Here is a 17,843-nt window from a genome sequence, read left to right on the forward strand (position 1 = left end):
TTAAAAGCCGCTTCCTCATTTGGCTTGGTTATCAATTCGGGGTAATAGAAGTACTCAGCTCCAAGGTAGTAGAATGATAAATGCTCGCCCCAATGCATTAAGCCTTGTTGTAGTCGTTGCAATCAGCTCCGCCATCACTACTCAGGCTCTGGCGGATCGCAGGCTACAGACAAAGTCTTTCGATATTCATGGCAATAAACCCGTGGAGTTTACCCGGGGTGAAGTCATGGTTCAGCCAACTTTAGGTGATGACCAGCAGCCAATACCGAAATCTTTTACAACCACTTACCCTGATCGTACTCAAGTCAGGACGGACTATGACATTCCTTCTGAAGGCTTTACAGACATTCTTTCTGGCATCGAGGGTGGCGTTTCCAGTGTTGATCTGTTTGAAACCAACGACAATGACATTGCCCGGAAGTACACCAAAATCCTGAAAGTCGGTAATGAAGGAATCTTCAGGTTCACCCATAACCTTGCAGAAAAAAAACTGGTCATTGAAGTCAGAGATGGAATGACCGATCAGGATTCGGTTGAAGCTATTCGAAATCAATCTGATGACATCCCGCTATTAGATACGTTAACAAAAATCGCCAGTCCCGAACAACTGGCAAGATTGCTGAAGGGTGCCAATGAAAGGGCAGGAAACCTTGGTGAAGTTGATAACTATGTCGCCCTGGCCACCGTTGCAGTAGACGAAGTTGAAGTCAATGGGCGCACCTTCATGCGTCTTGTCGCTGCTGGCGATGAGCCTCCCGAGTTGCAGCGTCTTGAGCAATCGCTCTTTATCAACGATGAAGCGCTTCTGGCAGCAGCCACCTCTGCCTACACTCAGGTTCATGTTCTGAAAGACGATTTACAACAGGAAGCTCTGAACGAGCTGTTGTCCTATCAAAAACCCGTCGGCTATGTTGTTCACGTCGAGGATGAGACACAGGTTTATCCTCTGCCTGCGGGTTATCCAAAGCTGGAAGTGGATCAGGTTTCGGGGGAAATTATTGTTTTCCGTGGTCAGAAACAGAATCCCAGCGATATTGCCTTTGTGGAAAGCCACTATGATCTCTGGAATAAATTTAAAGACCAGAGTACACAGGTTAAAAAAGACAAGGTTAAAAGCTATCAGTACGTTATTAGAAACAGGCAAATGGAGCTGCTGGAGGAGTTTGCTTCTGATTTGGCTGCACAAAATGATGCTGAGCTGAACGAAGATAAACTGTCGAAGCTTACCTACTATGAATCTCTTCAGCAGGCACTAGCCAGTGCCACTCCAGATGAAACCGATGAATTTGAGTTCACGACAAGGCATATCAGAGACGCCTCCTCAGTCATCAAACCTATCTGGGTGCAGTTTCAACTCATAAAAAACTTTAGCTTCAAACCTGTACTTAAAAATCTTCTGACCCACCATAATTTTGTTCAAAATTTTTTACTCTATCAGCACGAGGACTCCAGAACAGATGCTGAAATAAAAGCTCGTTATGCAACCATTGCCATGCATTTAAACATTCAGGATTTTGATAGCAATACCAATGTTGACGCTCAACAGGAACACCTGCTGCAAACATTTAAGACAATGAAAGCCTGGGAAGAAGGTCTGCGTCAACAACTTAAGGCAATGAGTTATCAGCTCGATATAGAGGATGTTTACACCCAACTCAGAAAAGACACTCTGGCAGTGGTTCTTGGTATTGATCCAGCCAAAGATACCCGTCTTGAAGACCGCGCCAGTATGGAATCAAAGGTAATTGACAAGCTCTCCGAGCTTTCAAAACTGAAAATTGAACTGGAAGACATCAAAACACCCGGCCATCCCAAACTGATGCCCGAGGTACTGGAGACAATTCGTAGGGTATTAATAGCTCTGGAAGGGGGTAGATACTTCAAACAAAAGCAGAGTGTGTATGTCCTTCGTCAGTTCATTTCTATAGGCATAAATCATGACATCAGAGAGGCCAGAAAGCAGTCAGAAGAAAAGGCCCATTCCATGCTGGACCGTGTGGAAAGATTACTCAACATCGAGATCAATGAAGGTGATTATAAAACAGCAAGACTCGAAAGGATTCTTACAAAGCTTGATGCCGGTGATATCTCAAAAGACGAGCTGGATGGGATGCACGAGACGATCTGCCGGGAAGACTGTCCAGACTGGGAGGATCTGGAAGGGAACTCTTCGGAAATGGATATCAAACGCATGACAGTTCGTGATCGTCTCAACTATATAATCGAAGAATCGGATCAGCGAGCCAGAGAACAACAAGCAAGTCGTCTTATCGTTCTGGAGAACGAGCTGGATATCGACCCTCATGAAAACCCTCATACTATAGAGAGAGGCAAAAGTTTCACAGCTAAACTGGCCAGTGATCTGGAGGTAGAGTTTGAAGACGATGCCAGCCTGTCTGTCCGGCAATATGCTCTAAGCAACAGAATTGAGGAATTATGGAATAGAGTAGAGGAACTCTATGAAGATGAGAGTGCCAGGAGAATCTGTAACAATAAAATTGCTCATCAACTCAACATTAAAGATTATGAAGATGATGCCAGGATCGACGACCAGGACTGTCTTATTGCAGCAAAACTCCGACAGCTGGATGATGAAGTTCTCAAAGCGGGTCAGCCTGACGTTAATGAGCGTATTGCAGCCATTGATGATGAGCTTGAGAGGCAGATCGCTCGCCTGGGACCAAAACCACGACACGTACTTGACCGTGAAGCAGCCACAGCCAGGTTCTTAATAGCAAAAGCTGAAAGTGAGCTGGCAGGTTTTCATCGTCGGCTGAACAGGCTTCGTAGCAGTGAAGATTACACAAATGCCCATGGTCGGGACGAATCCCATGAAGTCGAGGGTGAACTGCTCTTAACCAGGAAAAAATACACTCAAGTCACGGGTGGGGGTGATGGTACTGACGGCAAGATCCGGCATCTGGTTCAGGAACAGGCCTATCTGGAAGATGAAATTGAAATCAAGAAAGCAGACATTGAGAGACTGAAGGAAGTCCTGAAGGCGGCTGAGCGGGCCGTCAAACATGACGGGGGTCCCTTCCAGTATTCGCCGCAACAGGCAAAAGTTCGGACCGATATGGACGCCTTCGTAAAGCAAAACTCTCTCAGAAGACAAGCTCTGGAAACGGCGATGGGTCTGGCAGAATTAGCAGCAGAAAACGGTAAGACAATATCCTACCTTCCGATTTTCGATTTTGACGATGAATTTGCACCGAATCACTTGCAGGCAATGGTCGGAGACAAACTGACGCTTAAACAGGCCAGTCGGATTGTGGAAGTTTTCAAGAGCCTGAAGACGACCTTCCCGGAATCCTCTGTAGAGCCTGTCGAAGCTCTGCTCGGAAATGATCTGAAAGAAATCTTCAGGCTTGTGCGCAAGGCCAGGCATGGGATGAAAAAAGGGGCCCGACAATACGACGACGAAATTCGCAGCATGAGCAAAACAGCCGTTCACTTCATTCAGCATCAATCAGAGGACCTGAAAAGCTTCCCGGAATACTTCGCTACCCATTCTGCCATTGGTAACAAGATCATAAGTCTGCTGCGTGAAGGCCTGATCAGCAAGGTTGAACTTGAGAACTACATAAAGGCTGTCAGAGGTGCTGAAGGTTATCAGACAGTGGATGAATTTGAGCACTTTCTTGGCTACGAACACGGCGTCAGGTTGCCCGAGTTCAGGAAGGTTGTCCAGACGCTGTCCGATAAGGGGGCTGATGAATTCATGCAGAGTGTCTTTACTCCTGTGCCCGTAACCGCTTCTGGCCCGGCAGCTATGAAAGAGTCGGTTGTCGGCATGAAAGAATACGCAGCAGCGGTCATCGCCAACTATTTTCTTGACGATATTGCCTTTGACAGTGGCCGCAGGACGGCAGCCTTTCTGACCAATATTCAGGATACCCTGACACCTTATGCCAATGCTGCCGGACTCTCTGAATCAGAACTGATCAAGGCTATCCATGGCACCTTGATGCAGGCTCATGCCGCAGCGGTTGAGCAGCAGCTCAATGACTACTGGGGCAAACCTTCAGCCTTTCTGGTACAGGCTGTCACCTGGTACTTCTCCAGCTACAAACCTCTGCTGGTAACCCACACCACACTGCAGGCTGCCGAGCAGTCTCTCTTGAACATGTCCTTCCTTTATCTTCTGGATCTGACCAACCGGGGTGATTACCTGCACCGGATGCTCATACCTTTCCAGCACTGGCTGGAAGGCTTCGGTGTTGATCCTGACCGAACCGGGCAATATGCCTACCACAGCGGAATTGAAAAAGTGTCTGAAGTGGGCGGACTGGCCATGCCATTGGGCAAGGCCGCTTCTTCAGTCATTCTGCTGAGAACCGGCGCCATGCTCTTTGCAAGACAACACAACGCCAACCCTCAAATGTATCGCAGCATTTCCCGTCTGTTGCCCGAACTAGTGAAATCCATGGTTTCCGGACAAGGGGTTCAGGTACCGCTGCTGCACCGGGCGACGCCACAAAAATTGAAAACGCTGACCTCGGCCACAGCCAGTCTGATGCTAGGTCCGGTAGCCACGGTCGGAGCATACGCCTACGGTCTTATATCCGGATTCACTTATGCCCAAACCTTCGGATTCGCGCTAGCGTCGAGTCTCGCTTTCGACTTCTTTATGAACGACAACAAGATGCTCACTCAATGGCTGGGTGGCCCCCTGGGTCGCAGTCTTGACAAGATTAATCGCTGGACAGGCATGGGGGAAATAACAGATGAATATGTGAAACGTACAACGATTGCCAGACCCCAACGCTTCGATGAAACCGATGCAGCCTATGCAAGCCATGTTAAAGCAAACAACACCCTGTATGGCTGGACGCGACACGAAAATTACCTGCAGTTCCGCGAACGCCGGGATCGCACCATGAAACTGTTTGAGAATGGCTGGGAGAAATACTTCAGGGAAAATTTGCCTGGATGGTCGTTCTCCCATGCAGAAAGTATTCCTTACTTCTACACTCTTGGAGCCTTTTACAGATGGCAAAAGGGCGATGATCAGAAAGTTCACGGTCATGACAAGAGCAATGCCCCTCAATCGGGATCTCTATCTGCAACCATGACCCACTGACAGCTATGAACCATTAAAAGCTGCTTCCTCGTCTGGCGTGGCCATCACTTTTCAGGGTATTAAAAGTACTCAGCTCCGAGGTAGAAGAATGACAAATGCTCGTCCCAATACATTAAGCCTTGCTGTAGTTGTTGCAATCAGCTCCTCCATCATTGCTACACAGACTCTGGCGGATCGCAGGCTGCAGACAAAGTCTTTCGATATTCAGGGCAATGAGCATGTGGAGTTTACCCATGGTGAGGTCATGGTTCAGCCAACTTTAGGTGATGACCTGCAGCCAGTACCGAAATCTTTTACCACCACCTACCCTGACCGGACTGAAATCAGGGCCGAGCATGAGGTTCCTTCGAAAGGCTTTACAGACATTCTTTCTGGCATCGAGGGTGGCGTCTCCAGTGTTGATCTGTTTGAAACCGACGACAGTGACATTGCCCGGAAGTACACCAAAATCCTGAAAGTCGGTAATGAAGGGATCTTCAGGTTCACCCATAACCTTGCAGAAAAAAAACTGGTCATTGAAGTCAGAGACGGAATGACCGATCTGGACTCCATTGAGGCTATTCGAAATCAATCTGGTGACATCCAGCCATTAGATCCGTTAACAAAGATCGCCAGTCCCGAACAACTGGCAGGATTGCTAAAGGGTGCCAATGAAAGAGCAGGAAACCTTGGTGAAGTTGATAACTATGTTGCTCTGGCCACCGTTGCAGTAGACGAAGTTGAAGTGAATGGGCGCACCTTCATGCGTCTTGTCGCTGCCGGTGTTGAGCCTCCTGAGTTGCAGCGCCTTGGTCAATCGCTCTTTATCAATGATGAAGCGCTTCTGGCAGCAGCCACCTCTGCCTATACCCAGGTTCATATTCTCAAAGACGATTTACAGCAGGAAGCTCTGAATCATCTGTTGTCTTACCATAAACCCGTCGGCTATGTTGTTCACGTCGAAGATGAGACACAGGTTTATCCTGTGCCTGCGGGTTATCCAAAGCTGGAAGTGGATCAGGTTTCGGGGGAGATTATTGTTTTCCGTGGTCAGAAACAGAATCCCACCGATATCGCCTTTGTGGAAAGCCACTATGATCTCTGGAATAAATTTGAAGACCAGAGTACACAGATTAAAAAAGACAAGGTTAAAAGCTATCAGTACGTTATCAGAAGCAGGCAAATGATGCTGCTGGAGGAGTTGACTGCACAAAATGATGCTGAGCTGAACCAAGATACACTGTCGAAGCTTAGATACTATGAATCTCTTCAGCAGGCATTAACCAGTGCCACTCCAGATGAAACCGATGAATTTGAGTTCACAACGGGTTATATCAGAGACGCTTCGTCAGTCATCACGCCAACCTGGATGCAGTTTCAACTGATAAAAAACTTCAACTTCAAACCTGTACTTAAAAATCTTCTGATCCACCATAATTTTGTTCAGAATATTGAGAATTTTTTACTCCACAATGCGATGAAGGCTTTTGCTGTTGGCAAAGACACAGAGTTTGCCTCCAAAGTCATGGCCGACATTGCCGAACAGATGCTTGAGATGGTAAGCACGCTGGAAAAGCTGAAAGCAAGAGAGGCCGAACTCGTCGAGACAGTGAAAACATCAGATCCCGGTGCCGATACCACAAAAGCACGCTACGCTCACGCGCCAGCAATACTTGGTATTGCTAAATGGGATGATACCCGGTCACTGGAAGAACAAGCCATAATCCTCAGAGAAAAAACTCATGAATTGCAACAATCCGTGACCGCAACAGGACTGTCTCGGGAAAAGGCTATAAAAGAAACACTGGCAACAATTGAAGGCCGGCTCGGGATTACTTCATACAATGAAATCAGTCTGGGTGGCCGCTATGAGTTGATTATGCAGCATCTCGGTCAACAGGCAGACCAGACCGATGAGGTCTTATGGGAAAAACTGGCTATCGTTGAAGGTCAGCTCGGTCTGGTTGCAAATAAAGAAGATACTCCGGAACACCGTCAAAAGACCATCCGGAAACACCTTTGGACGATGTTTGCCGGGGTCATTCTGCAAGAAAGATTTCAGCGTCAACATCAACAAAACCTCGAAGCACAGAAAAACTCCATTCTGAACTTTCAGCACCTCATCAATCAAATGCCAATGATTGACAAACAGGTTCGTGATGCCGTTGCAAAAGAAAGAGCCGCTTTCAATACCAGGCTCGCAGCAGAGCTGGTTATTGATGGCTGGGACGATACCCGGCCACTGGAAAAACAAGCCAGAATTATCAGAGAGAAGATTCTTGAAATGGACAAACCGGTTGCTGCAGAAGATGACTCAACAGTTGCCACAACAGGACAGTCACGGGAAAAAGCTATAAAAGCAAAACTGGCCGCCCTTGAAAGCATATTCGGTATTACTCTGAACAATGGCAAGGATCTGGATGCTTTCTATCAGCACACTCAACGACACCTGCAAAAAAAAGCAGAACCGAACAATGTAGTCATCCAGAATTTTCTGACTGACATTGAAAGTAAGCTCGGTCTGGTCTCAGATAACGCAAAGGACCCGGAAGTCCGTCGTCAGGCCATACAGCAACACCTGATTCAACAGCAAACCGAGATTGATAAACAACTTCTTCAGCAACAGAGCACCAGAACAGATGCTGACCTTCAACAAGAACACCTGCTCCAAAAACTGAAGACAATGAGTGAACAGAATGAACGCCTGCAACAACAACTTAGAACAATCACTGCTCAACATGAACTCCTGCTTCAGAGAGTTCAGACAACGATTAATCAACAGGATACAGAGGACTCTTACAACAGGGCCAAAAAAGAGCTTCTGGCAACAATGCTCGATATTGAGCTGAGTGATGACACCTCACCAGAAATCCTCAGCGACCTGGAATTTGAATTACATATCAAGCTCCTCAAGCTTGCAGAGCTGGAAAAAGAAATCCATCACATCAAAACATCAGGCCACTCCGGCGCCGAGCCTGAAGTCATTGAGAAACTGACTGCCGTAGAAAAAGCCCTGAAGATGGATGAACTCAGTAGCGAGGAAGATCTGTATTACCGTCGTAACGCCATTTCTGAGGAGATTCAGGCATACATCACAAACGCGAGACAGGAGGCAGATAGAGAAGCCCTGAAAATACTGGAAACGGTAGAAAAAATATTCAAAATCGAGGTCAACAAAGATCTTCACAAAGCAACAAGGTATGGGAATGTTTATGCAAAACTGAAGGACGGAGATTTCTCAGAATCCATGCTGGATGAGATGGAAAATACCCTCTGGAAAGAAAACGTCTCGCCTGCAGGCAAAAAAAGTGCAACCAGAATCTTGAAACTTATGGAGCGTCTTGCCATTCATATCCACACCCCGGATTTGGATGCCCGTATCTCAGGCCAACAGAGGAAGATGCTTGAAGCTGTAGAGCAGGAGCTGAACATCTACACGAGTGAAAACCCTTCTGCCAGAGAAAGACTCAAGAATTATATTGCCGCAAGAGCCAGGGATCTAAAAGTTGAATTTGAAAAAGGTGTCAGCCTCAATGACCAGAAGAATGCACTAAGAGACAAAATTCAGGCATTAAGAGTAAATGTAGGCGACTTCCTTGACAGTGAAGATTTCACAGTGGCTACAAACAATGAAATGGCTCATCAACTTAATATTGGTGAATATAAGGTTACTGTTTCTTTGGATGAGCAGAAAAACCTGATTAAAGAAAAACTCCGGGAGATAGATGAAGGATTCTGCATAGCAGGTCGGCCTACCATTTATGAGCGTATCACAGTCATTGAGAGTGAGCTTGACAGGCAAATGGCCCGGCTGGGGCCTAAACCCCGATATGTTCTTGATCGCGAGCTAGCCAGGGCCAGGCAAACAATACAAAAAACTGAAAGTGAACTGGCAGCCGCTCGTTGCAGGCTGATGACTCTTCGTGGTAAACGGATATTTTTTGCGGGACACACTGCTGACATCCAGGATCTCTCGGATGAAGAGAACATGGCTCTCAATCAGGCAATGAAACAAGTTCAGATCGAGTTGGATCTGGCTGCTGGTGACGAACAGACCACCGAGGAGCAATTAAAGGACTTCAGGCATTTCCTGAGGGGATGCAGTAGAGAACGACGGGATGAAATCTTTAATGAGCTGAAGGCCAAAACAGGTCTGGTCATCCAGATAAAGGATGACTTCGGTTCAGTGGCAGATGCTGATGACTTTATTGGCATTGCAGCCTCTGTAGATTCTCTTGGTCAGGACGAAGACAATGAAGTATTGGGTGAACTGCTTTTAACCAGGAAAAAGTACCTTCAAATCGACAAATACGTGAATCAGGAACTCATAAAAAGCACTGAATTGGGGAATGCACTGATTAGAGAGTGGAGTGCAAAAGAGAAGCTGGATCGTAAAGAAAAGGAGATGATTGATGCTGGCGACATCGATCAGACAGCTAAAACCCTGTATATGAACGAGATGGACAGGCTGGGCTTAATATTGAAGCAGGCAAATGATGCTGTATCAAAAGCACAAAAAGCTCTGGTGGATCATCAAGCGGCGCTTGACGCCGCTGAAGAGGCTGCGGGTCTCAAACCAGACGCCACTGACACCTTTGAACAGCGGATTTGCGCCCTGAGAATAAAAAAGATAGAACTGGGCGGGCATGATGGTAGTGGCGGCAAGATCAATCAACTGATCCAGGAATGGGCTGACCTGAGAAGTGAGATTGAAGCCAGGAAAACAGACATTGGGAGAATGAAGAAAGTCCTGAGGGCAGCAGAAGAAGCCGTCGAAAATAATGGCGGTCCCTTCCAGCTAACGCCGAGACAGGCAAAAGTTCTGACCGATATGGACACCTTCATACGGCAGCACCCTCTGAGGCAACAGGCTCTGGATGCCGCAGTGGGCCTGGCAGAATCGGCAGTCAAAAACGGTAAACCAATACCCTGCCTTGCGACTTTCGATTTTAACGATGAATTTGCAACGATTCGCCTGCAGGCGGTCGGAGACGATCTGACGTTTTATCAGGCCAGTCAGATGGTGGAAGTCTTCAAAAGCCTGAAGACGAACATCCCGCCCTCCCCTGTCGAGTCCGCAGAAGATCAGCCTCAGAATGTCATTGAACAAGTCCAGGCTCTGGCAGGCAGGGCCCGGAATGAGATGGCAACCGGGGCTCAACAATACGACGATGGAATACACGGCATGGGCAAAAAAGCCATTTACTTCGTCGAACATGAATCAGAGGATCTGAAAGGCTTCTCGGAATACTTTGCCAGCCATTCTGCCAGTGGCAACAAGATCATGGCCCTGCTGCGGGAAGGACTGATCAGCAAAATCGAGCTTGAGAACTACATGAAGGCCGTCAGAGGTGTCGACGGTTATCAGACAGTGGATGAATTTGGACACTTCCTTGGCTACAAACACGGCGTCCATATACTCAACTTCAAGGAGGTTGTCCGGATGTTGTCCGACAAGGCTGTTGAGGAATTCATGCAAAGTGCCTTTGACCCTGTAGCTGTCACAGCCACTGGCCCGACGGGTATGAAAGAATCTGTTGTCGGCATGAAAGAGTATGCAGCTGCGGTCATCGCCAACTACGTTCTTGATGATATTGCCTTTGACAATGGCCGCAGGACGGCAGCCTTCCTGAGCAATGTTCGGGATACCCTGACACCTTATGCCCAGGCTGCCGGAATATCTGAATCAGACCTGATCGAAACTGTTCATGGCACATTAATGCAGGCCCATGCCTCAGCGGTTGAACGACAGCTACCGGATTACTGGGTCAAGCCTTCGGCCTTTCTGGTACAGGCTGTCAACTGGTACTTCTCCAGCTACAAACCCCTGCTGGCTGCTCACACCACCTGGCAGGCTGCTGAGCTATCCCTCTCGAACATGTCATTCCTCTATCTTCTGGATCTGACCAACAGAGGTGATTACCTGCATCGGATGCTGACACCTTTCCAGCATTGGCTGGAATCTTATGGTGTTGATCCTGATCGAACCGGGCAATATGCCTATCACCATGAAATTGAACAAATCTCTGAGGTGGGCGGGCTGGCCATGCCATTGGGTAAAGCCGCTTCCTCCGTCATTATGCTGAAAACCGGCTCTATGCTGTTTGCCCGACAGTACAACGCCAACCCGCAGATGTATCGCAGCATTTCCCGTCTGGTGCCGGAGATACTGAAATCCATGGGTTCCGGACAGGGAGTTCAGATACCGCTGCTGCACAGGGTGACACCACAAAAAGTGAAAACCCTGGCCTCGGCCACAGCCGGTCTCGTATTGGGTCCGATAGCCACTGTCGGAACATACGCCCATGGCCTTTTATCAGGATTCACCTATGCCCAAACCTTCGGGTTCGCGCTGGCGTCGAGCCTCACTTTCGACTTCTTTATGAACGACAACAAGATGCTCACTCAATGGCTGGCTGGACCGCTGGGCCGCAGTCTTGACAGGATTAATCGCTGGACAGGCGTGGGGGAAACGTCAGCTGAATATGTAAAGCGTACGGCTATTGCCAAGCCTCAAAGCTTCAGTGAAACCGATACAGACTATGCAAAACGTGTTAAAGCAAACAACACTATGTATGGCTGGACACGACACGAAAATTACCTGCAGTTCCGCGAACGCCGGGATCGCACTATGAAACTGTATGAGAATGGCTGGGAGAAATACTTCAGGGAGAATGTGCCCAAATGGTCGTTCTCCCATGCAGAAAGTATTCCTTACTTCTACACTCTTGGAGCCTTCTACGAGTAGCAACGGGGCAATAAGAAAGTGCCGGTGAATTAATCACGCAACAAGCAACTACCATAAGAACCACACCGGTGACAAAACATCGGTGATGGTGCCGTCTGTGAGTTCTCCTTCTCAGCCCACAGACATTTCTCCGTTAAAGTAAAAAAGCCTTGAAGCCACTCGAATAAGTGATTACAGCCATAAGCGATTGGAAGTTGCCATCCCGTTTGGCGTAACAATCACTTTTTACAGTAATAAAAATACTCAGCTTCGAGGTAGTTGAATGAGAAATATCCGCCCCAATGCATTAAGCCTTGCCGTGGCCGTTGCCATCAGCTCTTCCATCATTGCTACAGACGCACTGGCCAATCGCAGGCTGCAGACAAAATCTGTTGATATTTCGGGCAATGAACAAGTGGAGTTTACCCAGAGCGAGGTCATCGTTAAGCCAACGTTGGATGATGACTCGCAGCCAATACCCAAATCCTTCACCACCACCTACCCTGATCAGACTGAAGTCAGATCGGGCTATGACATTCCTTCTGAAGGCTTCACAGACGTTCTTTCTGGCATCGAGGGTGGCGTTTCCAGTGTTGATCAGTTTGAGACAGACGAGAATAACGTTGCTCAGAAGTACACCAAAGTGCTGAAGGTGGGTAATGAGGGGATCTTCAGGTTCACCCATAACCTTGCAGAAGAGAAACTGCTTATCGAAGTCAGAGACAGTATGACCCATCAGGATTTAATTCGGGCTGTTCGCGCTCAATCAGGGGTCGCCTGGACATTGGAACCCTCTACTGAAATGGCCAGCCCCGATCATCTGGTGAGGGTACTGAAAGGTGCGCACGAAAGAGCAGGAAACCTGGGCGAAGCCGATAACTATGTTGCCCTTGCCACCCTTGAAGTAGACGAGGTTGAGGTGGACGGGCGCACCTTCATGCGCCTTGTCGCTGCGGGTGATCAGCCCCCTGAGCTGCAACGTCTGGGTCAGTCACTTTTTGTCAATGATGAGGTGCTTTTGGCAGCAGCCACCTCTGCCTATACCCAGGTGCATGTTCTTGGGAAAGAGATACAACAGGATGCCCTGGAAAATCTGCTGTCATACCATAAACCCGTCGGCTATGTTGTGCATGTCGAGGATGAGACTCGGGCTTATCCTGTCCCTGCTGGTTATCCAAAACTGGAAGTGACTGAGACTCCGGGGGAGATTATTGTCTTCCATGGTCAGAAACAGAACCCCACCGATATCGCCCTTGTGCAAAATCTCTATCGCTTTACCAATTATTTTAACAAGGACACTGCACAGGTTAAAAAAGACAAGGTCAAAAGCTACCGGTACATCATTCGAAGCAGGCAGATGACAATACTGGAGGATTTAGCCGCAAAGCACCATGCCGGACTCAACTTCGTTGAAGAAGTCGGTGATGAGGTGGAGGAGCTTGCAGACTTTGAAGGGCTTCAGCAGGCACTGGCCAGTGCTACTTCAGATGGAGCAGATGAAGTTGAATTCACTTCACAACACGTCAAATTCACTTCGCCGTTGATCACGCCAACCTGGGTGCATATTCAACTGTTAAGACACTTCGGCTTCAAACCTGTACTTAGAAATTTTCTGGCTAACGGGCTATTTGTTCAGAATATTCATAATGATTTAATCTTTCTCGCCAGTTCGCATGATTTTTCTGATGATTCTCCTGACCTGGGCGAAGGCTTTACTGCCAGAGTCATTGGTGACTTTGTCGGGCAACTGCTTGAGATGGAAAGCGCGTTGAAGAAGCTCAGGACAATAGAGGCCTTGCTGGCAAAACAAAGTGAATTAACCGATCGCTTTTTGGCATCAGCCGCTCAAGGTATCGGGCAAAACTTGAGAATGGAGGAGTTAAATCAGCAACTTGTGGATGAGCTTGCGAAGATTCATGGCAGGGTAGATGCTCTGACAAACCGGATAGTGACGCTGCAACGGGAAGCCAATCAAATTCCATTGCTAAAAAAACAAGTTCATGATGCCAGAACAGATGCCACAAAATCTCGCAACGCTCAAACAGCAGCAGAGCTTGGTATTGAGGACTGGGATGATACCCAACCACTGGAAGAGCAAGCCAGGCTGATCAGCAGAAAAATTAATGAAATCTTCAGATTGGTAGCCGCAACAGCACAGTCACAAAAACAGGCTCTGGAGGAACATCTGGCGGCAATTGGCGCCAAGCTGATTATTGTTCCACTTAATGAAGACGACCTGGAGCCTCATCAGCAAGCCTTCCGGCAACAAATCACCAGCTCAGAGGCTAAAAAAGTAGCAGAAATAAAAAAACGCTTTACGACTATTGCCGCATATTTAAACATCAGGGATTTTGATAGCCATGCAGATATTGACGATCAGCAAGAACATCTGATTCAAACACTTATGAAAATGGGTGAGCAGCTCAATATGGAGGATTATTACACCGGGCTCAGACAAATTTCTCTGGCAGCAGTTCTGGGTATTGATCTGAATGAAGACAGAAGTCTGGAAGACCGCACCAACCTGGAGTTAATGGTACATGACAAGCTCTTCGAGCTTTCAAAGCTGGAAGACGAACTGGAAGACATCAGAACACCGGGCCACCCCAAAGTCATGCCTGAAGTATCCAGGACCCTTCTTGCCGTGGAAAGCGTTTTTGAGAAAGAAAACCTCCGTGAAGAGAACGATGTGTATTACCATCGTCAGGTCATTTCTGAAGCTATCCGGATATACATCAGAGAAGCCCGACAGCGGTCAGAGGAAGAGGCCCTGACCGTACTGAAATCTATGGAAGGGTTACTCAGCATCCACATCAATGAAGGTGATGACAAAGCAGCACGACTGGCAAGGGTTCTCTCGAGGCTTGATGGCGGTGATATCTCAAATCACGAGCTGGGTCAGATGGACAAGATCCTCGGGTGGGAAGGTAAAGGGCCAGATCTGATGGGAGATCTGGAGAAAGATCTGGAGCGGGGTCTGGTGCGGATGGATGTGGTACTCCACAGTATTCGTGATGGCCTTACCTTCAAAGTCGAAGAATCGGATCTGCAGGCCAGAGAACGACAGGCAGATTACCTTATCGCTCTGGAGGACAAGCTGGATATTGACCCTCATGAAAACCCTGCTGCTCAGGAAAGAGAAAAAACTTTCATAGCTAAACTGGCCAATGAACTGCGTATAGGGTTTGAAGACGATGCCGACCTGTCTGACCAGAAGGATACCCTGAGAGAAAGACTTCAGGAATTAATGAAAGAAGTAGAGAAAACTTATAACAATAAAGGTGTTAAAAGGGTCAGTAACAATAAAATTGCTGATCAACTCAACATTAATGGCTACAGAAATGATGCCAGCATAAACGAACAAAAGAGCCTGATTAGAGAAAAGCTTCAACAGCTGAATGAAGAAGTTTTCAAAGTGGGTCAGCCTGACATCAATGAGCGTATTGCAGCCATTGAGAATGCTCTTGACAGGCAAATGGCTCGCCTGGGACCCAAACCCCGATACGTTCTTGATCGTGAGTTAGCGACAGCCAGGCGGGCAGTCGAAGAAGCTGGAAGTGAGCTGGAGGCTGCTAATCACAATCTGGATGCTATTCGTCGCAAACAGTTGGTACCTTTGGGTAGCCATACTGACTTCAAAGATACTTCAGAAAAAGACGATACGACGTTCAATCGGGCAATGAAACATTATCAGACCGAACTGGGTCTGTCTGCAGGTGAGGAGCAAACTAATAGAGAGCGAGCAGAAGACATTATAAATTTCCTGCTGGAATTCAGTGTCGAAATACGAGATCAAATCGTTGCGGAACTGAGAACCAAAACAAATCTGGACGTCCGGATATCTGGCGACCCCGCTTCGCTGGAAGCAGCTCATTACACTATTGCTATTAAAGACCATTCAGATACTTATGCCCGGGACGCAACTGATGAAGTCGATGCAGGATTGGGCAACAAGATCCAACAACTGATTCAGGAACAGGCCCGCCCGAAAGCTGGAATTGAAGCCTCCGGAGCAGATATTGAGAGACTGAAAAAAGTCCTGAAGGCTGCCGAAGAAGCTGTCAAAAATGATGCTGGTCCCTTCCAGTACACACCGAAACAGGCAAAGGTTCTGGACGCTATACACACATTCACTCAGCAGCACCTTCTGAAAAAACAAGCTCTGGGAGTCGCGATGAGTCTGGCAGAATCTGCAGTAGAAAGCGGTAAGACAATACCCTGCCTCAAGACTTTCGATTTTAATGATGAATTTGCACCAATTCGCTTACAGGCAATGGCCGGAGACGAACTGACGTTTACACAGGCCAGTCGGATTGTGGAAGTTTTCAAGAGTCTGAAGACGATCTTCCGGGATTATCCCTTCAAGCCTGCGGAGTATCATTTTCGGAATGCCATTGAAGACGCTCAGATTCTGGTGCGAAGAGCCAGGAATGAAATAAAAACCGCGTCTCAACAATACGACAACGAAATTCGTGACATAGGCTCAACGGGCATTCACTTTATCGAGCATGTTCCTGGGGACCTGAAAAGCTTCCCGGAATACTTCACTGCCCGTTCTGCCAGTGCTAACAAGATCATGGCTTTGCTGAGTGAAGGGCTGATCAGCAAGGTTGAACTTGAAAACTACATGAAGGCCGTCAGAGGTGTCGACGGTTATCAGACAGTGGCTGAATTTGAACACGTCCTTGGTTATAAACACGGCGTCAGGATGCCTGAGTTCAGGAAGGTTGTCCAGATGCTGTCCGATGAGAGTACCGAGGCTTTCATGCAGAGTGTCTTTGCTCCAGTGACTCTAACGGCAACGGGTCCGGCGGCTATGAAAGAGTCGGTTGTCGGCATGAAGGAGTATGCAGCCGCAGTCATCGCCAATTACGTGCTTGATGATATTGCCTTTGATAATGGCCACAGGACAGCGGCTTTCCTGGACAATGTTCAGGATACCCTGACACCTTATGCCAATGCTGTCGGCCTGTCTGAATCAGACCTGATCAAGGCTATCCATGACACCTTGATGCAGGCTCATGCCACAGCGGTTGAGTGGCAGCTGAAGGAATACTGGGTCAAACCTTCAGCCTTCCTGGTACAGGCTGTCACCTGGTACTTCTCCAGCTACAAACCGCTACTGGCGACTCATACCGTCTCGCAGGCTAAGGCACTGTCCCTCTCAAACATGGCGTTCCTCTATCTGCTGGACCTGACCAACAGAGGGGATTATCCGCACAGAATGCTCACACCTTTCCAGCACTGGCTGGAACGCTACCGTATTGATCTTGACCGAACCGGACAATATGCCTACCACAGTGGCATTGAACAAATCTCTGAACTGGGCGGACTGGCCATGCCATTGGGTAAAGCCGCGTCCTCAGTCATTCTGTTGAAAACCGGCTCTGCGCTCTTTGCCAGACAGCACAACGCCAACCCCCACAAGTATCGCAGCATTGTCCGTCTGGTGCCCGAAATGATGAAGTCCATGGGTTCCGGACAAGGGGTTCAGGTACCGCTGCTGCACAGAATGACACCACAAAAAGTAAAAACTCTGGCTTCTGCCACTGTCGGACTTGTGCTGGGTCCGGTAGCCACTTTCGGAGCATACGCTAATAGCCTTATATCCGGATTCACCTATGCACAAACCTTCGGATTCGCACTGGCGTCAAGTCTCACTTTCGACTTTTTTATGAACGACAACAAGATGCTCACTCAATGGCTGGGTGGACCTCTGGGCCGAAGTCTTGACAAGATTAATCGCTGGACAGGCGCGGGGGAAACGGACGATGAGTATTTGCAACCTGACGCTATTGCTTCACCTCAGGGCTTCAGTGAGACCGATGAAGAATATGCAAGCCGTGTTAAAGCAAACAACACCCTGTATGGCTGGACTCGACACGAAAATTATCTGCAGTTCCGTGAACGCCGTGATCGCACCATGATGCTATTCGAGAATGGCTGGGAGAAATACTTCAGGGAAAATGTACCTAAATGGTCGTTCTCCCACGCAGAAAGTATTCCTTACTCTTACACCCTGGGTGCCTTCATGAGCAACTGACAGCCATGAGC

3 protein-coding genes are annotated in these 17,843 nt (G+C 48.0%); all 3 read left to right on the forward strand.

Features of this window, described 5'->3' with window-relative positions; translation table 11 throughout:
- The first annotated feature begins 73 nt into the window (after positions 1–73).
- Positions 74–5,083, forward strand: a complete 5,010-nt coding sequence (locus tag ACOJUO_RS25165; protein WP_422138544.1) for a hypothetical protein — start codon at positions 74–76, stop codon at positions 5,081–5,083.
- 88 nt (positions 5,084–5,171) lie between these two features.
- The gene (locus ACOJUO_RS25170) at positions 5,172–11,810 is read left to right on the forward strand and encodes a hypothetical protein (RefSeq protein WP_422138545.1); all 6,639 of its coding nucleotides are present in this window, start codon (positions 5,172–5,174) and stop codon (positions 11,808–11,810) included.
- 262 nt (positions 11,811–12,072) lie between these two features.
- The gene (locus ACOJUO_RS25175; protein WP_422138546.1) at positions 12,073–17,832 is read left to right on the forward strand and encodes a hypothetical protein; all 5,760 of its coding nucleotides are present in this window, start codon (positions 12,073–12,075) and stop codon (positions 17,830–17,832) included.
- Positions 17,833–17,843: the final 11 nt, after the last annotated feature.

It is taken from the genome of Endozoicomonas sp. ALC020, assembly GCF_049275935.1.
Lineage (GTDB): Bacteria > Pseudomonadota > Gammaproteobacteria > Pseudomonadales > Endozoicomonadaceae > Endozoicomonas_A.

Coding starts and splice junctions, on each gene's coding strand:
- ACOJUO_RS25175 (WP_422138546.1), top strand. CDS start 12,073: ATGAGAAATATCCGCCCCAATGCATTAAGCCTTGCCGTGGCCGTTGCC.
- ACOJUO_RS25165 (WP_422138544.1), top strand. CDS start 74: ATGATAAATGCTCGCCCCAATGCATTAAGCCTTGTTGTAGTCGTTGCA.
- ACOJUO_RS25170 (WP_422138545.1), top strand. CDS start 5,172: ATGACAAATGCTCGTCCCAATACATTAAGCCTTGCTGTAGTTGTTGCA.